Genomic DNA, 15758 nt, shown 5'->3' on the forward strand with positions numbered 1-15758 from the left:
AAATTATGGGTTTATTTGGTTGCCACAAATCCTTTTGCGAACTGCTGAGTGCCGGGGCGCCTCCCGCGATCTTAGGTGCGGCCTGCCGGTTTGTCCGGTAGCTGTTGCAGAACTCCGCATTCGAACAGGTGGGACCGGCAGAGCTTTGCCGGCATCAAGACCATCTTCATCGGTTGGAGGGTACGGGTAAAGGGATTTAAGATAAGCCCCAAGTTCTCCAGGGTGACCACGCCCAGCAGGGGTTCATCCCCCTCCTCCCCTAAGATAACCGGGCTGTGGCCTTCTCCTTGGGGCAAGATAATATAGCATTCAGAAATATTTCTTTCAATATTGGTGCCATCAGCAAGGACGAAGGTCGCCTTACGCTTCGGTTTAAGCTCTAAGGCCTGCCAGACATCTGGAGGAAGAAGAGAATAAGTCGCTCCACTATCCACCAGGAACCGCACCTCCCGGGTAATCCCGGTGGGGCCTACTGCCTTGCCTTCAATATGGATAAGACCCATCGCAAACCTCCTTTCCCCTTCTTGTTTCCCCTGGAGAATTATCCCTTTCTGCTATCATACCAGATCAAAGCATAACGCACCACTTGCCACCTGTTCCCTGGCCATTGGGCGTTTTTTGCAAAAGGCGGCCAAACGGAATTATGAGCACTGTGCTGCCGAATTTGCCGGATAAACGAAGCCGCAGAGCGGGCTTCAGGCTTCAGGAGGGCAGCAGCCCGGACGTGCTGTTAGCGTAGCAGGGTGCGCGGGGGGCGGCTTTGTGGTAGAATCGGGGGTGGGAAGGAGATGAAGGAATTGGCTCAAGAAAAGGCCCAAGAGGTTTTTCCTGCCGGGACCCTCGAAGCCTTTGCGCGCCGGGTGCTGGAGGCCGCCGGGGTGGACGCGGAGGAGAGCAGGGTGGTTGCGGAGAACCTGGTAGCCGCGAATTTGCGGGGGATCGACTCCCACGGGGTGGTCCGCCTCCCCCTCTACGTGGCGCGCCTGGAGGCGGGGCTCGTGGCGCCCCGGACGAAGCTGGAAATTGTGCGGGAGGCCCCCGCCGCCTGCGTGCTGGATGCCCACAACGGCTGGGGGGCGGTGGCGGGCCGGGCCGGGATGCAGGAGGCGGTGAAGCGCGCCCGCCGCGCCGGGGTCGGGGTTGCGGTGGTAAGGCGCTCCAACCACTTCGGGATCGCGGCCTTTTACGCCCAGCCGGCGCTCGCGGAAAACATGATTGGAATCGTTCTCACCAACGCCTCGGCGGCGATGCCCCCCTGGGGCGGGAGGGACCCTTATTTCGGCACAAACCCGATCTGCGTGGCGGTTCCGGCCGGGCGGGAGAGGCCGGTGATTTACGACGGGGCGACCAGCGTGGCGGCCATCGGCAAGATCGTTCTGGCGGCGAAGAAAGGAGAAAAAATCCCCCCCACCTGGGCGACCGACCGGGAGGGAAGGCCGACCACAGACCCTGCTGCGGCCGTGTCGGGGGCGCTGCTTCCGATGGGGGGGTACAAAGGCTACGGGCTCGCCCTGATGGTTGACGTGCTTTCCGGGATCCTGGCCGGCGCGGCCTTCGGCCCCTACGTCGGCAACCTGCGGCGCCTGGAGGCTCCCCAGAATGTGGGGCACTTTTTTGCAGCCCTCAACATCTCCGCCTTCCTCGAGCTGGAGGAGTTCTTCGAGGGGATGGAGCGCCTCGTCGGGGACGTCAGGCAGGCGCCCCGCGCCGCCGGGGAGAGGCGGATCTACCTGCCCGGGGAAATCGAGTGGGAATGGGAGGAAAGGCGGAAGAGGGAGGGGATCCCCGTCCCTGCGGAGGTCCTTGAGGAGCTGCGCGCCCTCGGGGAGCGCTACGGGGTCCCCCTGCAATCCGCCTGAGGCAGCCAGGGGCGGCCCGGAGGCGCCCCGCTGGAGCGCCCCAAAGCCGGGCAGGGTCCGGTCTTGAAGGGAGGAAAAGCCGCATAAAGATTAGGGATCGAATTTTTCGCGAGGGGGAGAAGCCCTTGGAAAGGCCTATGGAGGCCCTCCAGACCCTGGTCTTTATGTCGGTTGTGGTGGAATTTCTGGTGGCGGTTTTCCGGCACCTGGTGAGCAAAAAGGGGAGCGATCTCGTATCGATCCTGGTGGGAATCACCCTTTGTTTCGCTTACGAGGTCGGCATTTTCTCCAGCCTGGGCCTCCGGACAAAGTACCCCTTTATCGACTACTTCTTCTCGGGCATCATCATTTCCCGGGGCTCAAACGCCCTTTCCGAACTTTTTAAGCTGCGCCACAGGTGAGGGAATTCTGTTTCAGGCAAAGGCGAGAGGACGGGAGGGCGGGTTCAGGTTTCGGCGTCCCTGCCGTCCAGAAACCGAAGGATCAGCCTGATGAGATCCAGGCAGAGCCGGATTTCGGCAGGGCTGCGGCCCTGCAGGAGGGTTTTCACGGCGGCCAGGTCGTCCGGTGCGGGGTTTTCTGTCGTTTGGTAGGGAACAGGCTCTTCTAGAAGGTAGTGCAGGTCTACGTTCAGGGCTGCCGCCAGGTTCTTTAAGGTGCGGAGGGAGGGCATCTTGTCTCCGCGTTCTACCTGCCCGACGTAGGAGTAGTGGATGTGGGCGCGTTCGCCCAGCTCTTCCTGGGTCAAACCCAGCTGCTGGCGCAATCTCCGGATCTTTCTTCCAAGCTGGCTTGATCCTCTTTTCGTCGTCATGCAATTTCCTCCTCTTCGCAATATACTGCGGGAGAAGGGCTGAAGTGTAAAGAAACTAAAGGTATTTTTTCCTGGTTTATAGGTATTAACCGGCCTGTTTTCAGGGTGCCGCCGGCGGTCCGGCTGGCGGCATTGACATCTCCCGGCAGTTCGGTTAAGCTAGAGCCAGGCGTGGAGCCTGCACTGGCAGGTTGCCGGGAGGGAGGAGGATTTGCCTTGAATCTTTTGGATGCGGTGATCTTGCTGCTTCTGGCGGCAGGCGCCTGGGGGGGCTGCCGCCGGGGCCTGATCGGCACGGCCGGCGGCCTGCTGGGCTTTTTTGGAGGAATCTGGCTGGCCGGGAGGTGGTACCTCCCCCTGGCAGAGTTTCTGGGTGAGCGGCTGGGCCTCGAAGGGCTCCTGGCCCGGGCTCTCATCCCTTTTTGCGCAGGCGTTCCCGGGGGCGGGTTCCCGGCGGGCGTTCCTGCCGGGGGAAGCGGGCCGCCCCAGACGGCTTTCCCCCACTTTCTCTGGGAGCCCTGGCTCGGTCTGGCCTCCGGTGTCGGGGGAGTTGCCCTGGCGCACCTGCTTGCCGGCACCCTGGTGAAGCTGGGCGCCTTTTTCCTGATCTGGGCGGTTTTCAGCAACCTGGTGGGGTTCCTTGCGGCCCTGCTCACAAGGATCGCCCACCTCTTTTTCCTGGGGGGGATCAACCGCCTGGGGGGCCTGGGCCTGGGGCTTGTGAACAGGCTGCTGGTGCTGGTTGTGGTGATCGGGATGCTGAACCCCCTCGTGCTCAGCCTCGCCTCCGGCCTGCCGGCCGCAGGGGGCTGGGGAGAGGCCTTTGTCAGCGCCTGGCGCACCTCCCTGCTCGTCCCCTATTTCACGCAGGGCTGGAATGCAGCCGCCCCTGCCCTCGAGTTTCTTTTTAAAAGATCTGAAAGCGGGATTTAATTTAAAGAGTGAGGCGAGGTGAAAGAGATGGAGGAGAGAAGGCAGATCAGGTTGACAGGCTTCACGCGGGCTGCCGGTTGAGCGGCAAAACTGGGGCCGGGCGCCCTGGCGGAAATTTTACAGGATCTTCCGGTGTTTGAACACCCGGATCTGCTGGTGGGCTGCGGAACTCCTGATGATGCCGGCGTCTTCCGGATCCGTCCGGACCTCGCCCTCGTCCAGACGGTGGACTTTTTCACACCTGTTGTGGACGATCCGTACCTCTTCGGGCAGATCGCTGCGGCAAATGCCCTGAGCGATATTTACGCGATGGGGGCGGCGCCCCTCACCGCTCTGAATATCGTGGCCTACCCGGCCTGCGCCCTGGGGACGGAGCCCCTGCGGGAGATCCTCCGGGGAGGGAGCGAAAAGGTGGCCGAGGCGGGCGCGGTGGTGCTGGGGGGGCACTCCGTCGAGGACCAGGAGCCGAAGTACGGGCTGGCCGTGACGGGAACCGTTCACCCCGATGAGATCATCACCAAGCAGGGAGCGGCGGCCGGGGATTGTCTCGTCCTCACGAAGCCCCTCGGGATTGGGGTCCTGGTGACCGCCCTTAAAGGAGAACTGCTGGGTGCCCGCGAGGAAAAGGCCCTGGTCGAGGTGATGGCCGCCCTGAACGCCGCCGCGGCGCGGGCGATGCGGCAGGTGGGGGTGAGCGCCTGCACCGATGTCACGGGTTTTGGGCTGCTGGGGCACCTCCGGGAGATGGCCTTGAGCAGCCGGGTTGATGTGGAGGTCGACGTCGGCTCTCTGCCCCTTCTGCCCCGGGCGCGGGAGCTGGCCGGGGAAGGGATTGTCCCTGGCGGAGCCTACCGGAACAGGGAGCACTTTGCCCCCTTCGTGGAGCTTGCCGGAGAGGTTGCGCCTGCAGAACTCGACCTCCTCTACGACCCGCAGACCTCCGGGGGGCTGCTGATTGCCGTTCCTGAGCCGAAAAAGGACGAGCTGATCGCCGCCCTGCGCCGGGAGGGGGTGCTGCGCCCCCGGGTGATCGGGCGTGTCGCCGGAGAGGGGACGGGAAAGATTCTGGTGAGGGGGAAGTGAATAAAAAATGGAAAAAAAGGCTGAGTTCGTGGACGCGCGGGGCCTGAGCTGCCCGCAGCCGGTAATTTTAACACGCAGGGTGCTGGAAAAAGGAGGCCAGAGGGTCACGGCGGTTGTTGACAGCGAAGTGGCGCGGGACAACATTGTCAAGATGGCCCGCGCCCTCGCCTGCGAAGTAGAGGTAGAGCGGGAGGGCTCCGACTACTACATCCACATCACAAAACCGGAGGACCTCGCTCCGGAGCTGGACCCGCGGGAAAGCCTCCTGATCCTGGTGACCTCCGAGTCCCTGGGCCGGGGGAGCGAGGAGCTGGGCAAGCTCCTGATGAAGAACTTCTTCTATACCCTCACGGAACAGGGAGGCCTGGGGAAGGTTCTGATCTTCCTGAACAGCGGCGTCCACCTGACCTGCACCGGTTCTCCGGTGCTGGACTACCTGTACGAGCTGGAGCAGGACGGCGCCGAGGTCCTTTCCTGCGGCACCTGCCTGGATTATTACAGGCTTCGGGACCGGCTGGGCGTGGGGGAGGTCACCAACATGTACACCATTCTCGAGTACCTGCAGAAAATTCCCCGCGTCATTTACCTCTAGGGCCGGGAAAGGTTCCGGCAGAATCAAGGGGCCTGGAAAAAACCTCAAAGGAGCCAGTGGATGGAACAGGGGATGTTAAGCTTCAAGGATCTCTGGGACGGACTCCTGGGCTCTTTTTCCTGGGTGGAGTTCAGGGGATTTCTGGCGGCGCTCCTCCGGGTTGCGGTCATCATCGGGGGCCTGATGCTGGCAGGGCGGCTCGGCAGGCGCCTGATTGAGGGGATCCTGCGGCCGGAGCGGATCCCGGGTGCCTGGGACGAACGCCGCATTCATACCCTGCGCGGGCTTGCCCGGAGCGTGCTGCGCTACACCCTCTATTTCGTGGGGGGATTGATGCTTCTCGACGAATTCGGCGTGCCCACCGCCTCCCTCCTGGCGGGAGCGGGAATCGTGGGCCTGGCCGTTGGCTTTGGGGCGCAGAATCTGGTCCGTGACGTGATCACCGGATTTTTTATCCTCTTCGAGGACCAGTATGCTGTTGGCGATTACGTCACCGTGGCCGGGGTGACCGGAACCGTGGAGGAGATCGGGCTGCGCCTCACCAAGGTCAGGGAGTGGACGGGAGAGCTCCACATCATCCCCAACGGGGAGATCAAGCAGGTGACCAACCACACCCGCGGGGGAATGGGGGTGCTGGTGGAGGTGGAGGTCGCCTACGAGGAGAACCTGGCGCGGGTGATCGAGGTGATCGAGCGCCTCTGCCGGGAACTTGCGGAAGAAGAGCCGGACGTGGTTTTGGAGGCGCCCCGCGTGCTGGGGGTTACCCGGCTGGGAGAGTCGGGAGTTACCCTGCAGGTCTTCGGGAAGGTCAGGCCGATGCAGCAGTGGGCCGTGGCGCGGGAGCTGCGGAGGCGGATTAAAGAGGCGTTTGATGAGGCCGGCATCGAAATTCCCTACCCGCGCAGGGTAATCCTTACCGGAGTACAGGGAGGGGCAGGAAGTGGTGCTTCCGATGCGGTTTCACCTCGGTGATGTGGTGCGGATGAAAAAGCCTCACCCCTGCGGCGGCTACGAGTGGGAGATTATGCGGGTGGGGATGGATTTCCGGATCCGCTGCCTGAAGTGCGGGCGGCAGGTGATGCTCCCCCGCCCTAAATTTGAAAAGGGCGTCAAGGCGATCGTGAAATCCGCCATGCTGGAAGATGTGCAGGATCAAGACGGAGAGGGAAAGAGGTAGATAGATGGCCTTTTCTGTTGGTCTGGTAGGGCTTCCCAACGCGGGCAAGTCCACCCTTTTCAATGCCTTAACGGGTCTGCAGGCTCATGTTGCTCCCTACCCCTTCAGCACCGTAGACCCGAACCGGGGGATCGTCCCCGTTCCGGATCCCCGCCTGGCGGAGCTGGCGCGCCTGCTGGAGCCGGAACGGGTCGTTCCTGCCACCGTTGAGTTCGTGGACATTGCCGGGCTGGTGGAGGGGGCGAGCCGGGGGGAGGGCCTGGGCAACAGGTTTCTTGCCGCGATCCGGGAGATGGATGCCCTTGTCCATGTGGTGCGCTGCTTCCGGGGGGAGAACATCCCCCACCCTTACGGTGAGCCTGACCCCAGGCGGGATGTGGAGCTGGTGGAGGTGGAGCTGGCGCTGGCCGACCTGGAGACCGTGGCGCGGCGCCGGGAAAAGGTGGCGCGCGCGGTTAAGGCCGGGGAAAGGGGGGCGCGGGAGGAGGAAAGATTTCTGGAAGCCCTGGCCGCCCACCTTGCTGCCGGAAAGCCCGCCCGGTCGCTGCCGGAGGCGCGGGAGGAACTCCTCGCCCCCCTCTTCCTCCTCACTGCGAAGCCGGTGGTCTATGCGGCAAACGTCAGGGAGGAGGAGAAGGAGGGGGGCCCCTGCCTCGCGGCCGTCCGGGAGGTGGCGGCGGGGCGCGGGGCGCCGCTGGTGGTGCTGGACGCCCGGTGGGAGGCGGAGCTTGCGGAGCTTCCCCCGGAGGAGCAGGAGCTTTTCAGGGGCGGGGAAGAGTCGGGGCTTGTACAGCTGGTGCGCGCCTGCTACACGCTGGGGAACTTCATTACCTTTTTTACGGCCACCGGCCCCGAACTCCGGGCCTGGACGATTCCGGCAGGGAGCCGCGCCGTGGAGGCGGCGGGAAAAATCCACTCCGATTTTGCGAGGGCCTTCATCCGGGCCGAGGTCGTTTCTCTTGCAGATCTCCTGAGAGCGGGGTCGCTGGCTGCCGCCCGCGAGCAGGGGCTCCTGCGGCTCGAGGGCCGCGACTATCTGGTGCAGGAGGGGGACCTCATCCACTTCCGCCACCACGCCTGACGCCTTCCGTGTCCGTTCCCGTCTGGCGGCAGGCAGTCCGGCCGGTCTTCAGCGCGCGTTCCTAAGGAACGCAGGTTGTGGCTGTTAAAATGCAAGTTCTAAACTGCGTCTTCTCCCCATATGTTTACTCGGGAGGAGAACGCCTTGGGTCTCTTGCTGGCGTTGTTGGCTATGCTCTGCTGGGGGCTGGCACCGGTATTGGGAAAGCTGGGGCTGTTCCGCGTGCACTCCATTACAGCTCTGAGCATCCGCACTATTTTTGCCGCCGTCCTCATCCTGGGCTGGAATCTGGTTTTTGGTCGTTATGAACACTTCCATGCCATTCCCCTCAGAAGCTTCATCTTCATCATCCTGGAGGCGCTGCTGGCTACCCTGGTAGGGGATCTTGCCTACTTCATGGCCCTCAAGCGCGCGAACATCAACCAGGTAACCCTCATCATGTCCTCTTCCCCCCTTGTAACCATGCTTGCCTCTTGCGCTCTTCTTGGGGAGCGCGTTACCTGTCTGCAGGTGGCAGGCGCCCTCCTGATCATCGGCGGGTTGGTGCTGGTGGGGCTGGAACCCAGAATTTAGTTCGGGGCGGGCCGGGAAAACCCGGGTCTTTGCCTTGCGCTAGAGGAGCGGCCCGGCCTTTTACCTGCCCCGGACCGGGCTGCGTTCAACAACGCGGGGACAGGCCCGGTAGCAGTCGGTGCCCAGATCCCGCCGGATGATCTTGCCGTCTGCCGTCTTAATGGTCAGCCAGGAACGGACCACCACCCCTTCGTGGCCGGGAATGACCTCTCTTTCCGTCCCGGGCGGCAGCGAGGGGTTGTACTGGACCCTGGTCCAGAATTTTGAGCGGCTCAGGGTTTCGTGGTGCCAGGTGACCAGAGGCGGCCTCTTCTGGCCGTAGACGGCCATGTACAGGGTGTCCCCTACCATGTCCGCCCAGATGAGAATGGGGCCTCCGCTGGTGTTTTTGAACCGGAAATCGTAGGCTCCGTAGGCTACCGTGGCATCCTGGCCCGGGGGCACGTAGGGCACGGTCATATAGTGGGGGTGCCGCTCCACCACCTGGAGGTCGCTGAGGATCACCACGTTGTAGAGCAGGGAGGCGATCTTGCACACTCCTCCACCCACGGCCGGCACGATGCGGTTGCCTGCGTACATGGGGCCGTTCTTGAAGCCCCGCTCCCTCGTGTAGGGGCCAAGCCGCCTGTTCATGGAAAAAACCTCGCCGGGTGCAACCACCGTCCCGGCCAGCATTTTCGCAGCCAGGTCAATGTTGTAGGCCTCGTCCATGATGGGATCGGGAAGCCTTGCCCGGTAGGCAGCCATGAGCAAAGGAGTGTTGTGTTTCTTTTTCAGAGCCTCCACCTGCTTGTTTCCTGTCCAGGGCAGGGGTTCACGCACCGCGCCGCCCGGCGGGGCTTCGGGAACCAGCGCCTGCATCTTGCCCTCGCGGGGCGCACCCTTGCCGTCCCATAGACGCGCCAGGAAAGCCTTTCCGGGTCTGGTTTCGGCGAAGAAGATGGCCCCCGTAACCACCGCCATGGCCAGGCCGGCCGTCATGAACCATTTTATGCGCAAGATAAACACTCCTGCTTCGAACCTTCTCGGCAGTCTCATCCGGGTGCCGGGCAAATCAAGACGCCATCTTTAAATTCCCTCCTGCAGCCGGAAAATATACGCCTGTCAGAGGCAAGCCGCCCTCTCGGGCGGGTTGTTTTTGGGGGGCGGATGTGGTATAATCCCACCGTACATCCCTGCCCCTGCGGGGGCCGCAAGTCCAGAGGGAGGAGGTGTTGGCTATGCGCGCCTACGAAGCACTTTTTGTTTTGAGGCCGGATCTCGAAGAGGAGGCAACAAATGCCGCTGTCGAAAAGTTCACCAGCCTCATCCAGCAGAACAAAGGCGCCGTCGAACAGGTCAGCCGCTGGGGCAAAAAGCGGATGGCCTACGAGATCCAGGATTTTCGGGAGGGTTTCTACGTCCTGATTCTCTTCCAGGGGGAGCCTGAAACGGCGAAGGAGCTCGACCGGGTGATGCGCATCTCCGATGAGGTGCTGCGCCATTTGATCATCCGCCGGGAGGTGGCGTAGAGCCACCGGGCGGTTTTCAGGATTGGGGAGGGGGAAAGGCCTTGTTTTTGAACCGGGTAATTTTAATCGGGCGGCTCACCCGGGAGCCGGAGCTCCGCTTTACCCCCTCGGGGGTGGCGGTGGCCAACTTCACCCTGGCGGTGGACCGGCCCTTTGTCAACAGCCAGGGGGTGCGGGAGACCGATTTTATCCGGATCGTCGTCTGGGGGAAGCAGGCGGAAACGTGCGCCAATTACCTGGGGAAGGGGCGCCTGGTGGCCGTGGAAGGGCGGCTCCAGGTCCGCACCTACCAGACCCCGGAGGGCCAGAACCGCACCGCTACGGAAGTGATCGGGGAAACGGTGAGGTTTTTGGACCGCGCCCGGGAGGGAGCGGGTGCGGGAGCTGTTCCGGAGCCCGACCTGGGGTTCCCTGCAGAGGATCTCGGGGGCGACGGTTTCGAACCCGGAGAACCCCCGTTTTAGGACCCGCTTTTTGGAGCTGTTCCTTTTTTGCTCAGGCCGGTATTTTCAAGTGTGCATTTAGGAGGTGGAATCTTGCGGCGCGAGCGCGGGAAGAAGAGGAAAAAGGTCTGCAGTTTTTGCGTGGATCGGATCGATTACATAGATTACAAAGATGTCTACAGGCTGCGGAAGTACATCACGGAGCGGGGGAAGATTTTGCCGCGCCGGATTTCCGGAAACTGCGCCGGGCACCAGCGCCAGCTGACGGTGGCGATCAAGCGGGCGCGGAATGTCGCCCTCCTGCCTTTCACCGTTGAATAAAGAAATTGAGGGGAGCCTGCACAGCAGGTTCCCTTTTTTTTACAGACTTTTTTGAGCTGGCCCTCCGGCGGAGACCCCGGATCCGCCTTCGCTTTCCCGCAGCCTCTTCCCGGGCGGACCCGCCCCGGGCGCGCGAACGCCCAACCCTTTACGGGCTTTTCGCGCCCGGGAGCCTGAGAAGGGTTGAGGTGTTTTTGTCTTTCACCCGGAGGATGCCCCACATGCCGAGTTCCACATCCCAACGGATGAGGCCGGAGCGGTACATGAAGTCACCCGGGGTTCCTGCCGGGCTGATTCCCCCCGGATTTTTGCCGACAGCCTTTCCCCCACCGTGATTGCACCCCTGACGGCTACCGTTTGGGAATAGAGGTCCTCCGGCAGCTGCCGGTAGTTGTGGGCGTGCAGGACGAAGCTGCGCGCCCTCGGTTTGTCTGCCGGCATGAGGAGGCGGATTGTAACGGGGTCCCCGGCGATAGCCTCGAACACCGGTGTCGCCGGGTCGGGATGGAAGAGGGAGCTGAAGACCTTGTGGACCTCGGGAACGGCTTTGAGCCTGTTCTCGAAGGGCTCGCTCCGGTAGTTGATGGCCTTCATCCCCTGGTCTTCGGGATCCAGTTCCTCCTCCGGTTCGGGAGGGCTGCCGCGCCGCGACCCGGGCGGCGCAGCTCACGGTGATTAGGTATTATTGCCTAAATAATTTGCAAAAAATTTTAAGACAGCAGCAGGAAAAATAGGGGCTTGCGTCGAACTGAAAATAGCAGTTCTGGCATGGTTTTCCACTCTCAGGGATGTCCAGAGGTATTTCGAGATATCCGGCATTTTTTCGGACATGCGGGATCTGTTGGGGTCCCACGGGCTGATAAGGGGGCGCTTGATGGCTGGCACACTTCTTGCATCAATCAATCAATCAATCAATCAATCAATCAATCAATCAATCAATCAATCAATCAATCAATCAATCAATCAATCAATCAATCAATCAATCAATCAATCAATCAATCAATCAATCAATAATCGTTTCTACTGACATCAATATTTGTTTAAGCAGAGCGGGGTTTTCCGCGCCTCCTCATGCAAGAAGCGGTTAGGGTAAGCCCTAACTTTTTTGTTTTGTCCGGGATGCTCCGGACGCTCATTCATGGAGGGAGGTGGAAAAAAGCCCAACTTGCCCGGTTTTCTCAGGGGGGTCGTTAATTTAATTTAAATTAAAATCCAGAATAAAATGAGGAGGGGTTTGGAATGAAATGGTTTTTAAACCTTAAAACCGCGGCAAAATTGATTACAGGGTTTATCATCGTGGCCTTGTTCATAGGTGTTGTGGGTTTGATTGGCATCAGGAACATGCAAAAAATAAATGAAAGCGGGAAGGCTATCAATAATGACGGGTTGGTGCCGATGGAAATTCTCACGACCATTCAGAAAAACCTCTTGAAAGCCCGCTCTGATATGTTGATCATTGCGTATAGTGGCAGTGCATCAGACTTTTCCCAGGCACAGGCGGATCTTGAAAGTATTACCGAAGAAGACCAGAGGCTGGAGAAGGAGTATGCAGGCACCGGGTTGACCCCCGAGGAAAAGCAGCTGTGGAGTGAATTTGAAGGGCACATAAGCCAGTATCGCTCCCTGCGCGAGAAGGTGATCGGGTTCGCCCGGGAAAACAAACGGGAAGAGGCCATTCTTGCATATAAAGAAATTTCTGGAGTCATCGACGAAACCGAGGGAACCCTGGACAAATTAATCAACTTGCTCAAGAAGAGAGCCGGTGAAATTAACGCCGCAAGCGAGGTTTTATACGCACGATCCGTTAAGTCTATGATTTTTCTCGCCGGCCTGGGCTTCTTGCTTGCAATAATCTTTGGGGTTGTGATCAGCCAGGTGATTACCCGCCCCTTGAAGCAGGGAGTCGCCTTTGCCGAGGCCGTGGGCGCCGGAGACCTTTCGCAGAAGATCGACCTTGATACAAAAGACGAGCTGGGAGCCCTCGCCCAGGCCCTGAACAATGCTGTTCAAAACGTGCGGAATCTGATCGCCGAGGTGATGGATAATGCAGGCAGCTTGAGCGCCTCCAGCCAGCAGCTCTCCGCGACGGTGGAGGAGATCTCCGCCCAGACCCAGAACATCAACGCCCGCGCCCAGGAAATTGCAGCAGGGACGGAGGAGACCAGCGCCTCGACCGAGGAGATGAGCGCCTCAGGGCAGGAAATCGTGAAGGCCATCAGCCAGCTCGCCAGGAAAGCCGAGGAAGGAAGTCTTACGGCAAAAGAAATCGAATCACGGGCCGGGGAAATGAAAAAAGGCGCGGAAGAATCCAGAGAGATTGCCAGATCCCTGTATGGTGAAAAACAGGCCTCGATCCTGAAGGCAATCGAAGAAGGAAAAGTGGTTGCGGAAATCGGAAAGATGGCCGGAGTTATTTCGGAAATCGCAAGCCAGACCAACCTCCTGGCCCTCAATGCCGCCATTGAGGCCGCCCGCGCCGGGGAGCAGGGCCGGGGCTTTGCCGTCGTCGCCGAAGAGGTGCGGAAACTGGCCGAGCAGTCGGCGGCAACCGTCTCCAGCATCCAGACGGTGATCAGGCAGGTCCAGGAAGCGTTCAGGAACCTCTCCGAAAATGCCGGGGAGCTCTTGAAATTCATCGACGAGAAGGTCACCTCTGACTACGAAGTCCTGGTCCAGACGGGCATCCAGTACCAGCAGGACGCCGGGCTCGTGGCAGGCCTCGTCTCCGACTTTGCCGCCGCCACCCAGCAGATGATGGCGTCCATTGAACAGGTTAACAGGGCCATTGAGGCCGTGGCCGCCTCCGCAGAGCAGGCCGCCTCCGGCTCGCAGGAAATCTCGCTCAGCGTCACGGAAACGGCAAAAGCAATTGAAGAGGTGGCGAGGGTGGCCCAGGAGCAGGCGGGCCTTGCCCAGCGGTTGAATGCAATGGTGCAGCAGTTCAGAACTTAATCTATAGCTTAATTTATTCTGCTCATCAGGGGAATTGGAATTTAATTAAGGAAACTGTATTTTATGGGAGCCGTGCCGGCCCCCATTTTTTCTTGCACCTCGATCGCCCCCGGGCCGCAGGAAAGCAGCCCGCGTCAGGAATATTCTCCTTGAAGCGGAACCAAAATACCAGCGAAAAGGGTTGGTTCCCGGCAGGAATCGAAGAAGGAGTTGCCGAACTCTAAAAAAAACGAGAAAGCGGGGGATTGTGTGGAATCGAAGTTCTACCGCAACTATAAACGGCTTTTTTTCATTGGGACGGGAGCCTTGCTCGCCTTTACAAGCCTCGCCCTGGCAAGCTATTATCTGATGCTGGGGATTTTCGGTTTTCTTTTGACCGTTGGCGCGATGTACGGGCTTGCATATTTAGATAAAAAGGAAGACGCCGCCCGGGAAAGGGAAATGAGGGAGGAGCTCGCGCATTGCGAAGAGGAGCTTTTCGCCGCGCCTCCGCCCGAGGCCGGGCTTGCCCTTGCCCTCCTGCAGGTCGACGACTACGACGAGGTTTTTCAGGGGATGATCGAGGAGCAGCGCCCTCTGCTGGTGGCAGAAGTAGACAAACTCCTGCGGGAGTGGGCGCGTTCGCTCAAGGCCTACCTGCGCAAAGACGGGCGCGACCGGTACCTCCTGCTCCTTCCTGCAAGGGAGCTTGCCTCCCTTGAGGAAAGAGGATTTCCCATCCTGGACCGGATCCGGGAAGTAAAAGCGGGGAACACCCTTCCGGTGACCCTGAGCATTGGAGCCGGAAAAGGGGGAGGGGGAGACCCCGGGGCGCTGGGGCAGCTTGCTCAGCAGGCCCTTGACCTCGCCCTGGCGCGGGGAGGGGATCAGGCTGTGGTGAAGGACCCGGACCACACCTGGTTTTACGGGGGGCGGACCGAGGCGGTAGGCAGGAGGAGCCAGGTGCGCGCCCGGCTTGCCGCCACCGAACTGGACGGCCTTTTCCGGCAGTGCGGCCTGGTGGTGGTCATGGGACACGCATGTATTGACTTCGATGTCCTGGGGGCGGCCCTGGGCCTGGCGGAAGCGGCGCAGCATTACGGCAAAGAGGTGCGGGTTGTGGTGGACCACCCCGGCGGGACCATCGAAAGGCTCCTGGAGGCGGTTGCCGGGAAGCACCCGGGGCTGCTGGGGAAGGGGAAGGAAATCGGGGAAAAGGTAGGCTCCCACACCCTCCTCCTGCTGGTAGACGTGCACCGCCCCGAGATGGTGGCCTATCCCCCGCTCCTGAGCCGGGCCGGCTACATCGGCGTGATCGACCACCACCGGCGCGGTGCGGAGTTTCTGGAGCGGGCCAATTTTGCCTATCTGGAACCCGGGGCCTCTTCTGCCTCCGAGCTTGTGGGAGAACTGATCCGCTACCTCCCGGAGGAGGTGACGCTGTCTCCCCTTACGGCAACGGCGCTGCTGGCCGGCCTGATCGTCGACACCAAGCAGTTCACCTTTGCGACCAGCGCCCGCACCTTCCAGGCCGCCGCCCTGCTGCGGGAGGCGGGGGCCGATCCCGCCGTGATCAGGTCTCTCTTCAGGTCAGGTTTGCCGGCGCTCCTCTACCGGGCGCAGCTTCTGGAAAACGCGGAAATTCTCGAGGGGCGGTACGCCCTCGCCTGGCACGAGCAGGAATTCCCCGAGGCCCAGGTGGCGGCGGCGCGCGCCGCCGAGACCCTGCTGGAGGTTGAGGGGGTGGCTGCCTCCTTTGTGCTGTACCCCGCGCCCGGGGGGACCGCGATCAGCGCCCGCTCCGCAGGCGAGGTGAACGTCCACCGGATCATGGAGATGCTTGGGGGAGGGGGGCACTTCACCGTTGCCGGGGCTTACCTTGCGGGGAGCGACCTCAGGTCGGCCCGCACCCGGCTGGTGGAAGCCCTCAGGGCCGCGGGCGAAAATGCGGGAGGAGAAGCGGGGGGAGAAAAGCCGTGAAGGTGATTTTAAGGGAAGATGTCAAGAACCTGGGCAAAAAAGGGGATGTCATCGAGGTCGCAGAGGGCTACGGGCGCAACTACCTGATCCCGCGCGGGCTTGCTGTACCGGCTTCGGAGGGAAAGCTGAAAGAGGCGGCTCTGATTCAGGAGGGGCGCGCCAGGAAGGAGGCCCGCGCCCGGCAGGAGGCCGAGGCCGCTGCTGCAAGGCTGAAGGGCCTCACTTTAACCATTGCGAGCCGGGCCGGCGAGGGCGGCAGGCTGTACGGGGCGGTGACGAGCCGCGACGTGGCGCGGGAGCTGGAGAAGCTCCTGGGCCGGGCTGTCGACAGGCGCAAGATCGAGCTTTCCGAGCCGATCAAAACCCTGGGCACGTTCCCCGTGCTGCTCCGCCTCCACCCCGGGGTCGAGGTGGAGATTAAGGTGAGCGTGGTCGCGGCGAACCCTTAAAGAGCGCCGCA

At 61.4% G+C, this 15758-nt stretch carries 20 protein-coding genes; 16 read left to right on the plus strand and 4 right to left on the minus strand.

Features of this window, described 5'->3' with window-relative positions; all coding sequences use genetic code 11:
- Nucleotides 1-71: 71 nt before the first annotated feature.
- Entirely contained in the window at nt 72-503 is a 432-nt protein-coding gene (locus HPY58_07315) for an aspartyl protease (GenBank protein ID NPV29452.1), read from the minus strand.
- Between the two features lie 285 nt (nt 504-788).
- Between HPY58_07315 and HPY58_07320 the strand changes: the two genes are divergently transcribed.
- Both HPY58_07320 and HPY58_07325 read left to right on the plus strand, forming a co-directional pair.
- The gene (locus HPY58_07320) at nt 789-1859 is read left to right on the plus strand and encodes an Ldh family oxidoreductase (protein NPV29453.1); all 1071 of its coding nucleotides are present in this window, start codon (nt 789-791) and stop codon (nt 1857-1859) included.
- Nucleotides 1860-1984: 125 nt separating this feature from the next.
- Complete coding sequence (locus tag HPY58_07325) at nt 1985-2260, plus strand: hypothetical protein (protein NPV29454.1); 276 nt, start codon at nt 1985-1987, stop codon at nt 2258-2260.
- 44 nt (nt 2261-2304) lie between these two features.
- Here the strand turns inward: HPY58_07325 and HPY58_07330 are convergent, their stop codons facing one another.
- Nucleotides 2305-2673: a helix-turn-helix transcriptional regulator gene (locus HPY58_07330; GenBank protein NPV29455.1), complete on the minus strand. Its 369-nt coding sequence runs from the start codon at nt 2671-2673 to the stop codon at nt 2305-2307.
- A 216-nt stretch (nt 2674-2889) separates the two neighbouring features.
- Between HPY58_07330 and HPY58_07335 the strand changes: the two genes are divergently transcribed.
- From HPY58_07335 to HPY58_07365, 7 genes are all read left to right on the plus strand, one after another.
- On the plus strand, nt 2890-3606 hold the full coding sequence (locus HPY58_07335; protein NPV29456.1) for a hypothetical protein: 717 nt from the start codon (nt 2890-2892) through the stop codon (nt 3604-3606).
- Nucleotides 3607-3633: 27 nt separating this feature from the next.
- A complete protein-coding gene (gene selD, locus HPY58_07340; protein ID NPV29457.1) occupies nt 3634-4689 on the plus strand; it encodes a selenide, water dikinase SelD in 1056 nt (351 codons plus the stop codon).
- A gap of 7 nt (nt 4690-4696) precedes the next feature.
- Entirely contained in the window at nt 4697-5281 is a 585-nt protein-coding gene (gene yedF, locus HPY58_07345) for a sulfurtransferase-like selenium metabolism protein YedF (protein NPV29458.1), read from the plus strand.
- Between the two features lie 72 nt (nt 5282-5353).
- The gene (locus tag HPY58_07350; GenBank protein NPV29459.1) at nt 5354-6253 is read left to right on the plus strand and encodes a mechanosensitive ion channel family protein; all 900 of its coding nucleotides are present in this window, start codon (nt 5354-5356) and stop codon (nt 6251-6253) included.
- Complete coding sequence (locus HPY58_07355; GenBank protein NPV29460.1) at nt 6234-6458, plus strand: DUF951 domain-containing protein; 225 nt, start codon at nt 6234-6236, stop codon at nt 6456-6458. Before HPY58_07350 ends, HPY58_07355 begins: the two co-directional genes overlap by 20 nt.
- A gap of 4 nt (nt 6459-6462) precedes the next feature.
- Nucleotides 6463-7539: a redox-regulated ATPase YchF gene (gene ychF, locus HPY58_07360; GenBank protein NPV29461.1), complete on the plus strand. Its 1077-nt coding sequence runs from the start codon at nt 6463-6465 to the stop codon at nt 7537-7539.
- A gap of 120 nt (nt 7540-7659) precedes the next feature.
- Nucleotides 7660-8112: an EamA family transporter gene (locus HPY58_07365; GenBank protein ID NPV29462.1), complete on the plus strand. Its 453-nt coding sequence runs from the start codon at nt 7660-7662 to the stop codon at nt 8110-8112.
- Nucleotides 8113-8172: 60 nt separating this feature from the next.
- On the opposite strand, the gene HPY58_07370 is transcribed toward HPY58_07365, so the two are convergent.
- Nucleotides 8173-9150, minus strand: a complete 978-nt coding sequence (locus HPY58_07370) for a hypothetical protein (GenBank protein ID NPV29463.1) — start codon at nt 9148-9150, stop codon at nt 8173-8175.
- Nucleotides 9151-9332: 182 nt separating this feature from the next.
- Between HPY58_07370 and HPY58_07375 the strand changes: the two genes are divergently transcribed.
- The 3 genes from HPY58_07375 to HPY58_07385 all read left to right on the plus strand — a co-directional run bounded on the left by HPY58_07375 (nt 9333) and on the right by HPY58_07385 (nt 10387).
- Nucleotides 9333-9623 carry a 30S ribosomal protein S6 gene (locus HPY58_07375; protein ID NPV29464.1) on the plus strand — a complete coding sequence of 97 codons (291 nt, stop codon included), beginning with the start codon at nt 9333-9335 and terminating at the stop codon, nt 9621-9623.
- A 41-nt stretch (nt 9624-9664) separates the two neighbouring features.
- A complete protein-coding gene (locus tag HPY58_07380) occupies nt 9665-10087 on the plus strand; it encodes a single-stranded DNA-binding protein (GenBank protein ID NPV29465.1) in 423 nt (140 codons plus the stop codon).
- A 72-nt stretch (nt 10088-10159) separates the two neighbouring features.
- Complete coding sequence (locus HPY58_07385) at nt 10160-10387, plus strand: 30S ribosomal protein S18 (GenBank protein ID NPV29466.1); 228 nt, start codon at nt 10160-10162, stop codon at nt 10385-10387.
- A 201-nt stretch (nt 10388-10588) separates the two neighbouring features.
- On the opposite strand, the gene HPY58_07390 is transcribed toward HPY58_07385, so the two are convergent.
- Nucleotides 10589-10981 carry a hypothetical protein gene (locus HPY58_07390; protein ID NPV29467.1) on the minus strand — a complete coding sequence of 131 codons (393 nt, stop codon included), beginning with the start codon at nt 10979-10981 and terminating at the stop codon, nt 10589-10591.
- Between the two features lie 144 nt (nt 10982-11125).
- Between HPY58_07390 and HPY58_07395 the strand changes: the two genes are divergently transcribed.
- From HPY58_07395 to HPY58_07410, 4 genes are all read left to right on the plus strand, one after another.
- Nucleotides 11126-11401, plus strand: coding sequence for a hypothetical protein (locus tag HPY58_07395; protein ID NPV29468.1), 276 nt, complete (start codon nt 11126-11128; stop codon nt 11399-11401).
- Nucleotides 11402-11626: 225 nt separating this feature from the next.
- A complete protein-coding gene (locus tag HPY58_07400; protein NPV29469.1) occupies nt 11627-13339 on the plus strand; it encodes a methyl-accepting chemotaxis protein in 1713 nt (570 codons plus the stop codon).
- A 249-nt stretch (nt 13340-13588) separates the two neighbouring features.
- Nucleotides 13589-15298, plus strand: a complete 1710-nt coding sequence (locus HPY58_07405) for a recombinase RecJ (GenBank protein ID NPV29470.1) — start codon at nt 13589-13591, stop codon at nt 15296-15298.
- The gene (locus HPY58_07410; protein NPV29471.1) at nt 15295-15747 is read left to right on the plus strand and encodes a 50S ribosomal protein L9; all 453 of its coding nucleotides are present in this window, start codon (nt 15295-15297) and stop codon (nt 15745-15747) included. Before HPY58_07405 ends, HPY58_07410 begins: the two co-directional genes overlap by 4 nt.
- Nucleotides 15748-15758 lie beyond the last annotated feature (11 nt).

The sequence above is a fragment of the Bacillota bacterium genome (assembly GCA_013177945.1).
Lineage (GTDB): Bacteria > Bacillota > DSM-12270 > Thermacetogeniales > Thermacetogeniaceae > Ch130.

Excerpts from the sequence above, each read along its gene's own strand:
- HPY58_07315 (NPV29452.1), bottom strand. The coding sequence starts at position 503 with ATGGGTCTTATCCATATTGAAGGCAAGGCAGTAGGCCCCACCGGGATT.
- HPY58_07320 (NPV29453.1), top strand. The coding sequence starts at position 789 with ATGAAGGAATTGGCTCAAGAAAAGGCCCAAGAGGTTTTTCCTGCCGGG.
- HPY58_07330 (NPV29455.1), bottom strand. The coding sequence starts at position 2,673 with ATGACGACGAAAAGAGGATCAAGCCAGCTTGGAAGAAAGATCCGGAGA.
- yedF (NPV29458.1), top strand. The coding sequence starts at position 4,697 with ATGGAAAAAAAGGCTGAGTTCGTGGACGCGCGGGGCCTGAGCTGCCCG.
- HPY58_07350 (NPV29459.1), top strand. The coding sequence starts at position 5,354 with ATGTTAAGCTTCAAGGATCTCTGGGACGGACTCCTGGGCTCTTTTTCC.
- HPY58_07355 (NPV29460.1), top strand. The coding sequence starts at position 6,234 with ATGCGGTTTCACCTCGGTGATGTGGTGCGGATGAAAAAGCCTCACCCC.
- ychF (NPV29461.1), top strand. The coding sequence starts at position 6,463 with ATGGCCTTTTCTGTTGGTCTGGTAGGGCTTCCCAACGCGGGCAAGTCC.
- HPY58_07365 (NPV29462.1), top strand. The coding sequence starts at position 7,660 with ATGTTTACTCGGGAGGAGAACGCCTTGGGTCTCTTGCTGGCGTTGTTG.
- HPY58_07370 (NPV29463.1), bottom strand. The coding sequence starts at position 9,150 with ATGAGACTGCCGAGAAGGTTCGAAGCAGGAGTGTTTATCTTGCGCATA.
- HPY58_07375 (NPV29464.1), top strand. The coding sequence starts at position 9,333 with ATGCGCGCCTACGAAGCACTTTTTGTTTTGAGGCCGGATCTCGAAGAG.
- HPY58_07390 (NPV29467.1), bottom strand. The coding sequence starts at position 10,981 with ATGAAGGCCATCAACTACCGGAGCGAGCCCTTCGAGAACAGGCTCAAA.
- HPY58_07400 (NPV29469.1), top strand. The coding sequence starts at position 11,627 with ATGAAATGGTTTTTAAACCTTAAAACCGCGGCAAAATTGATTACAGGG.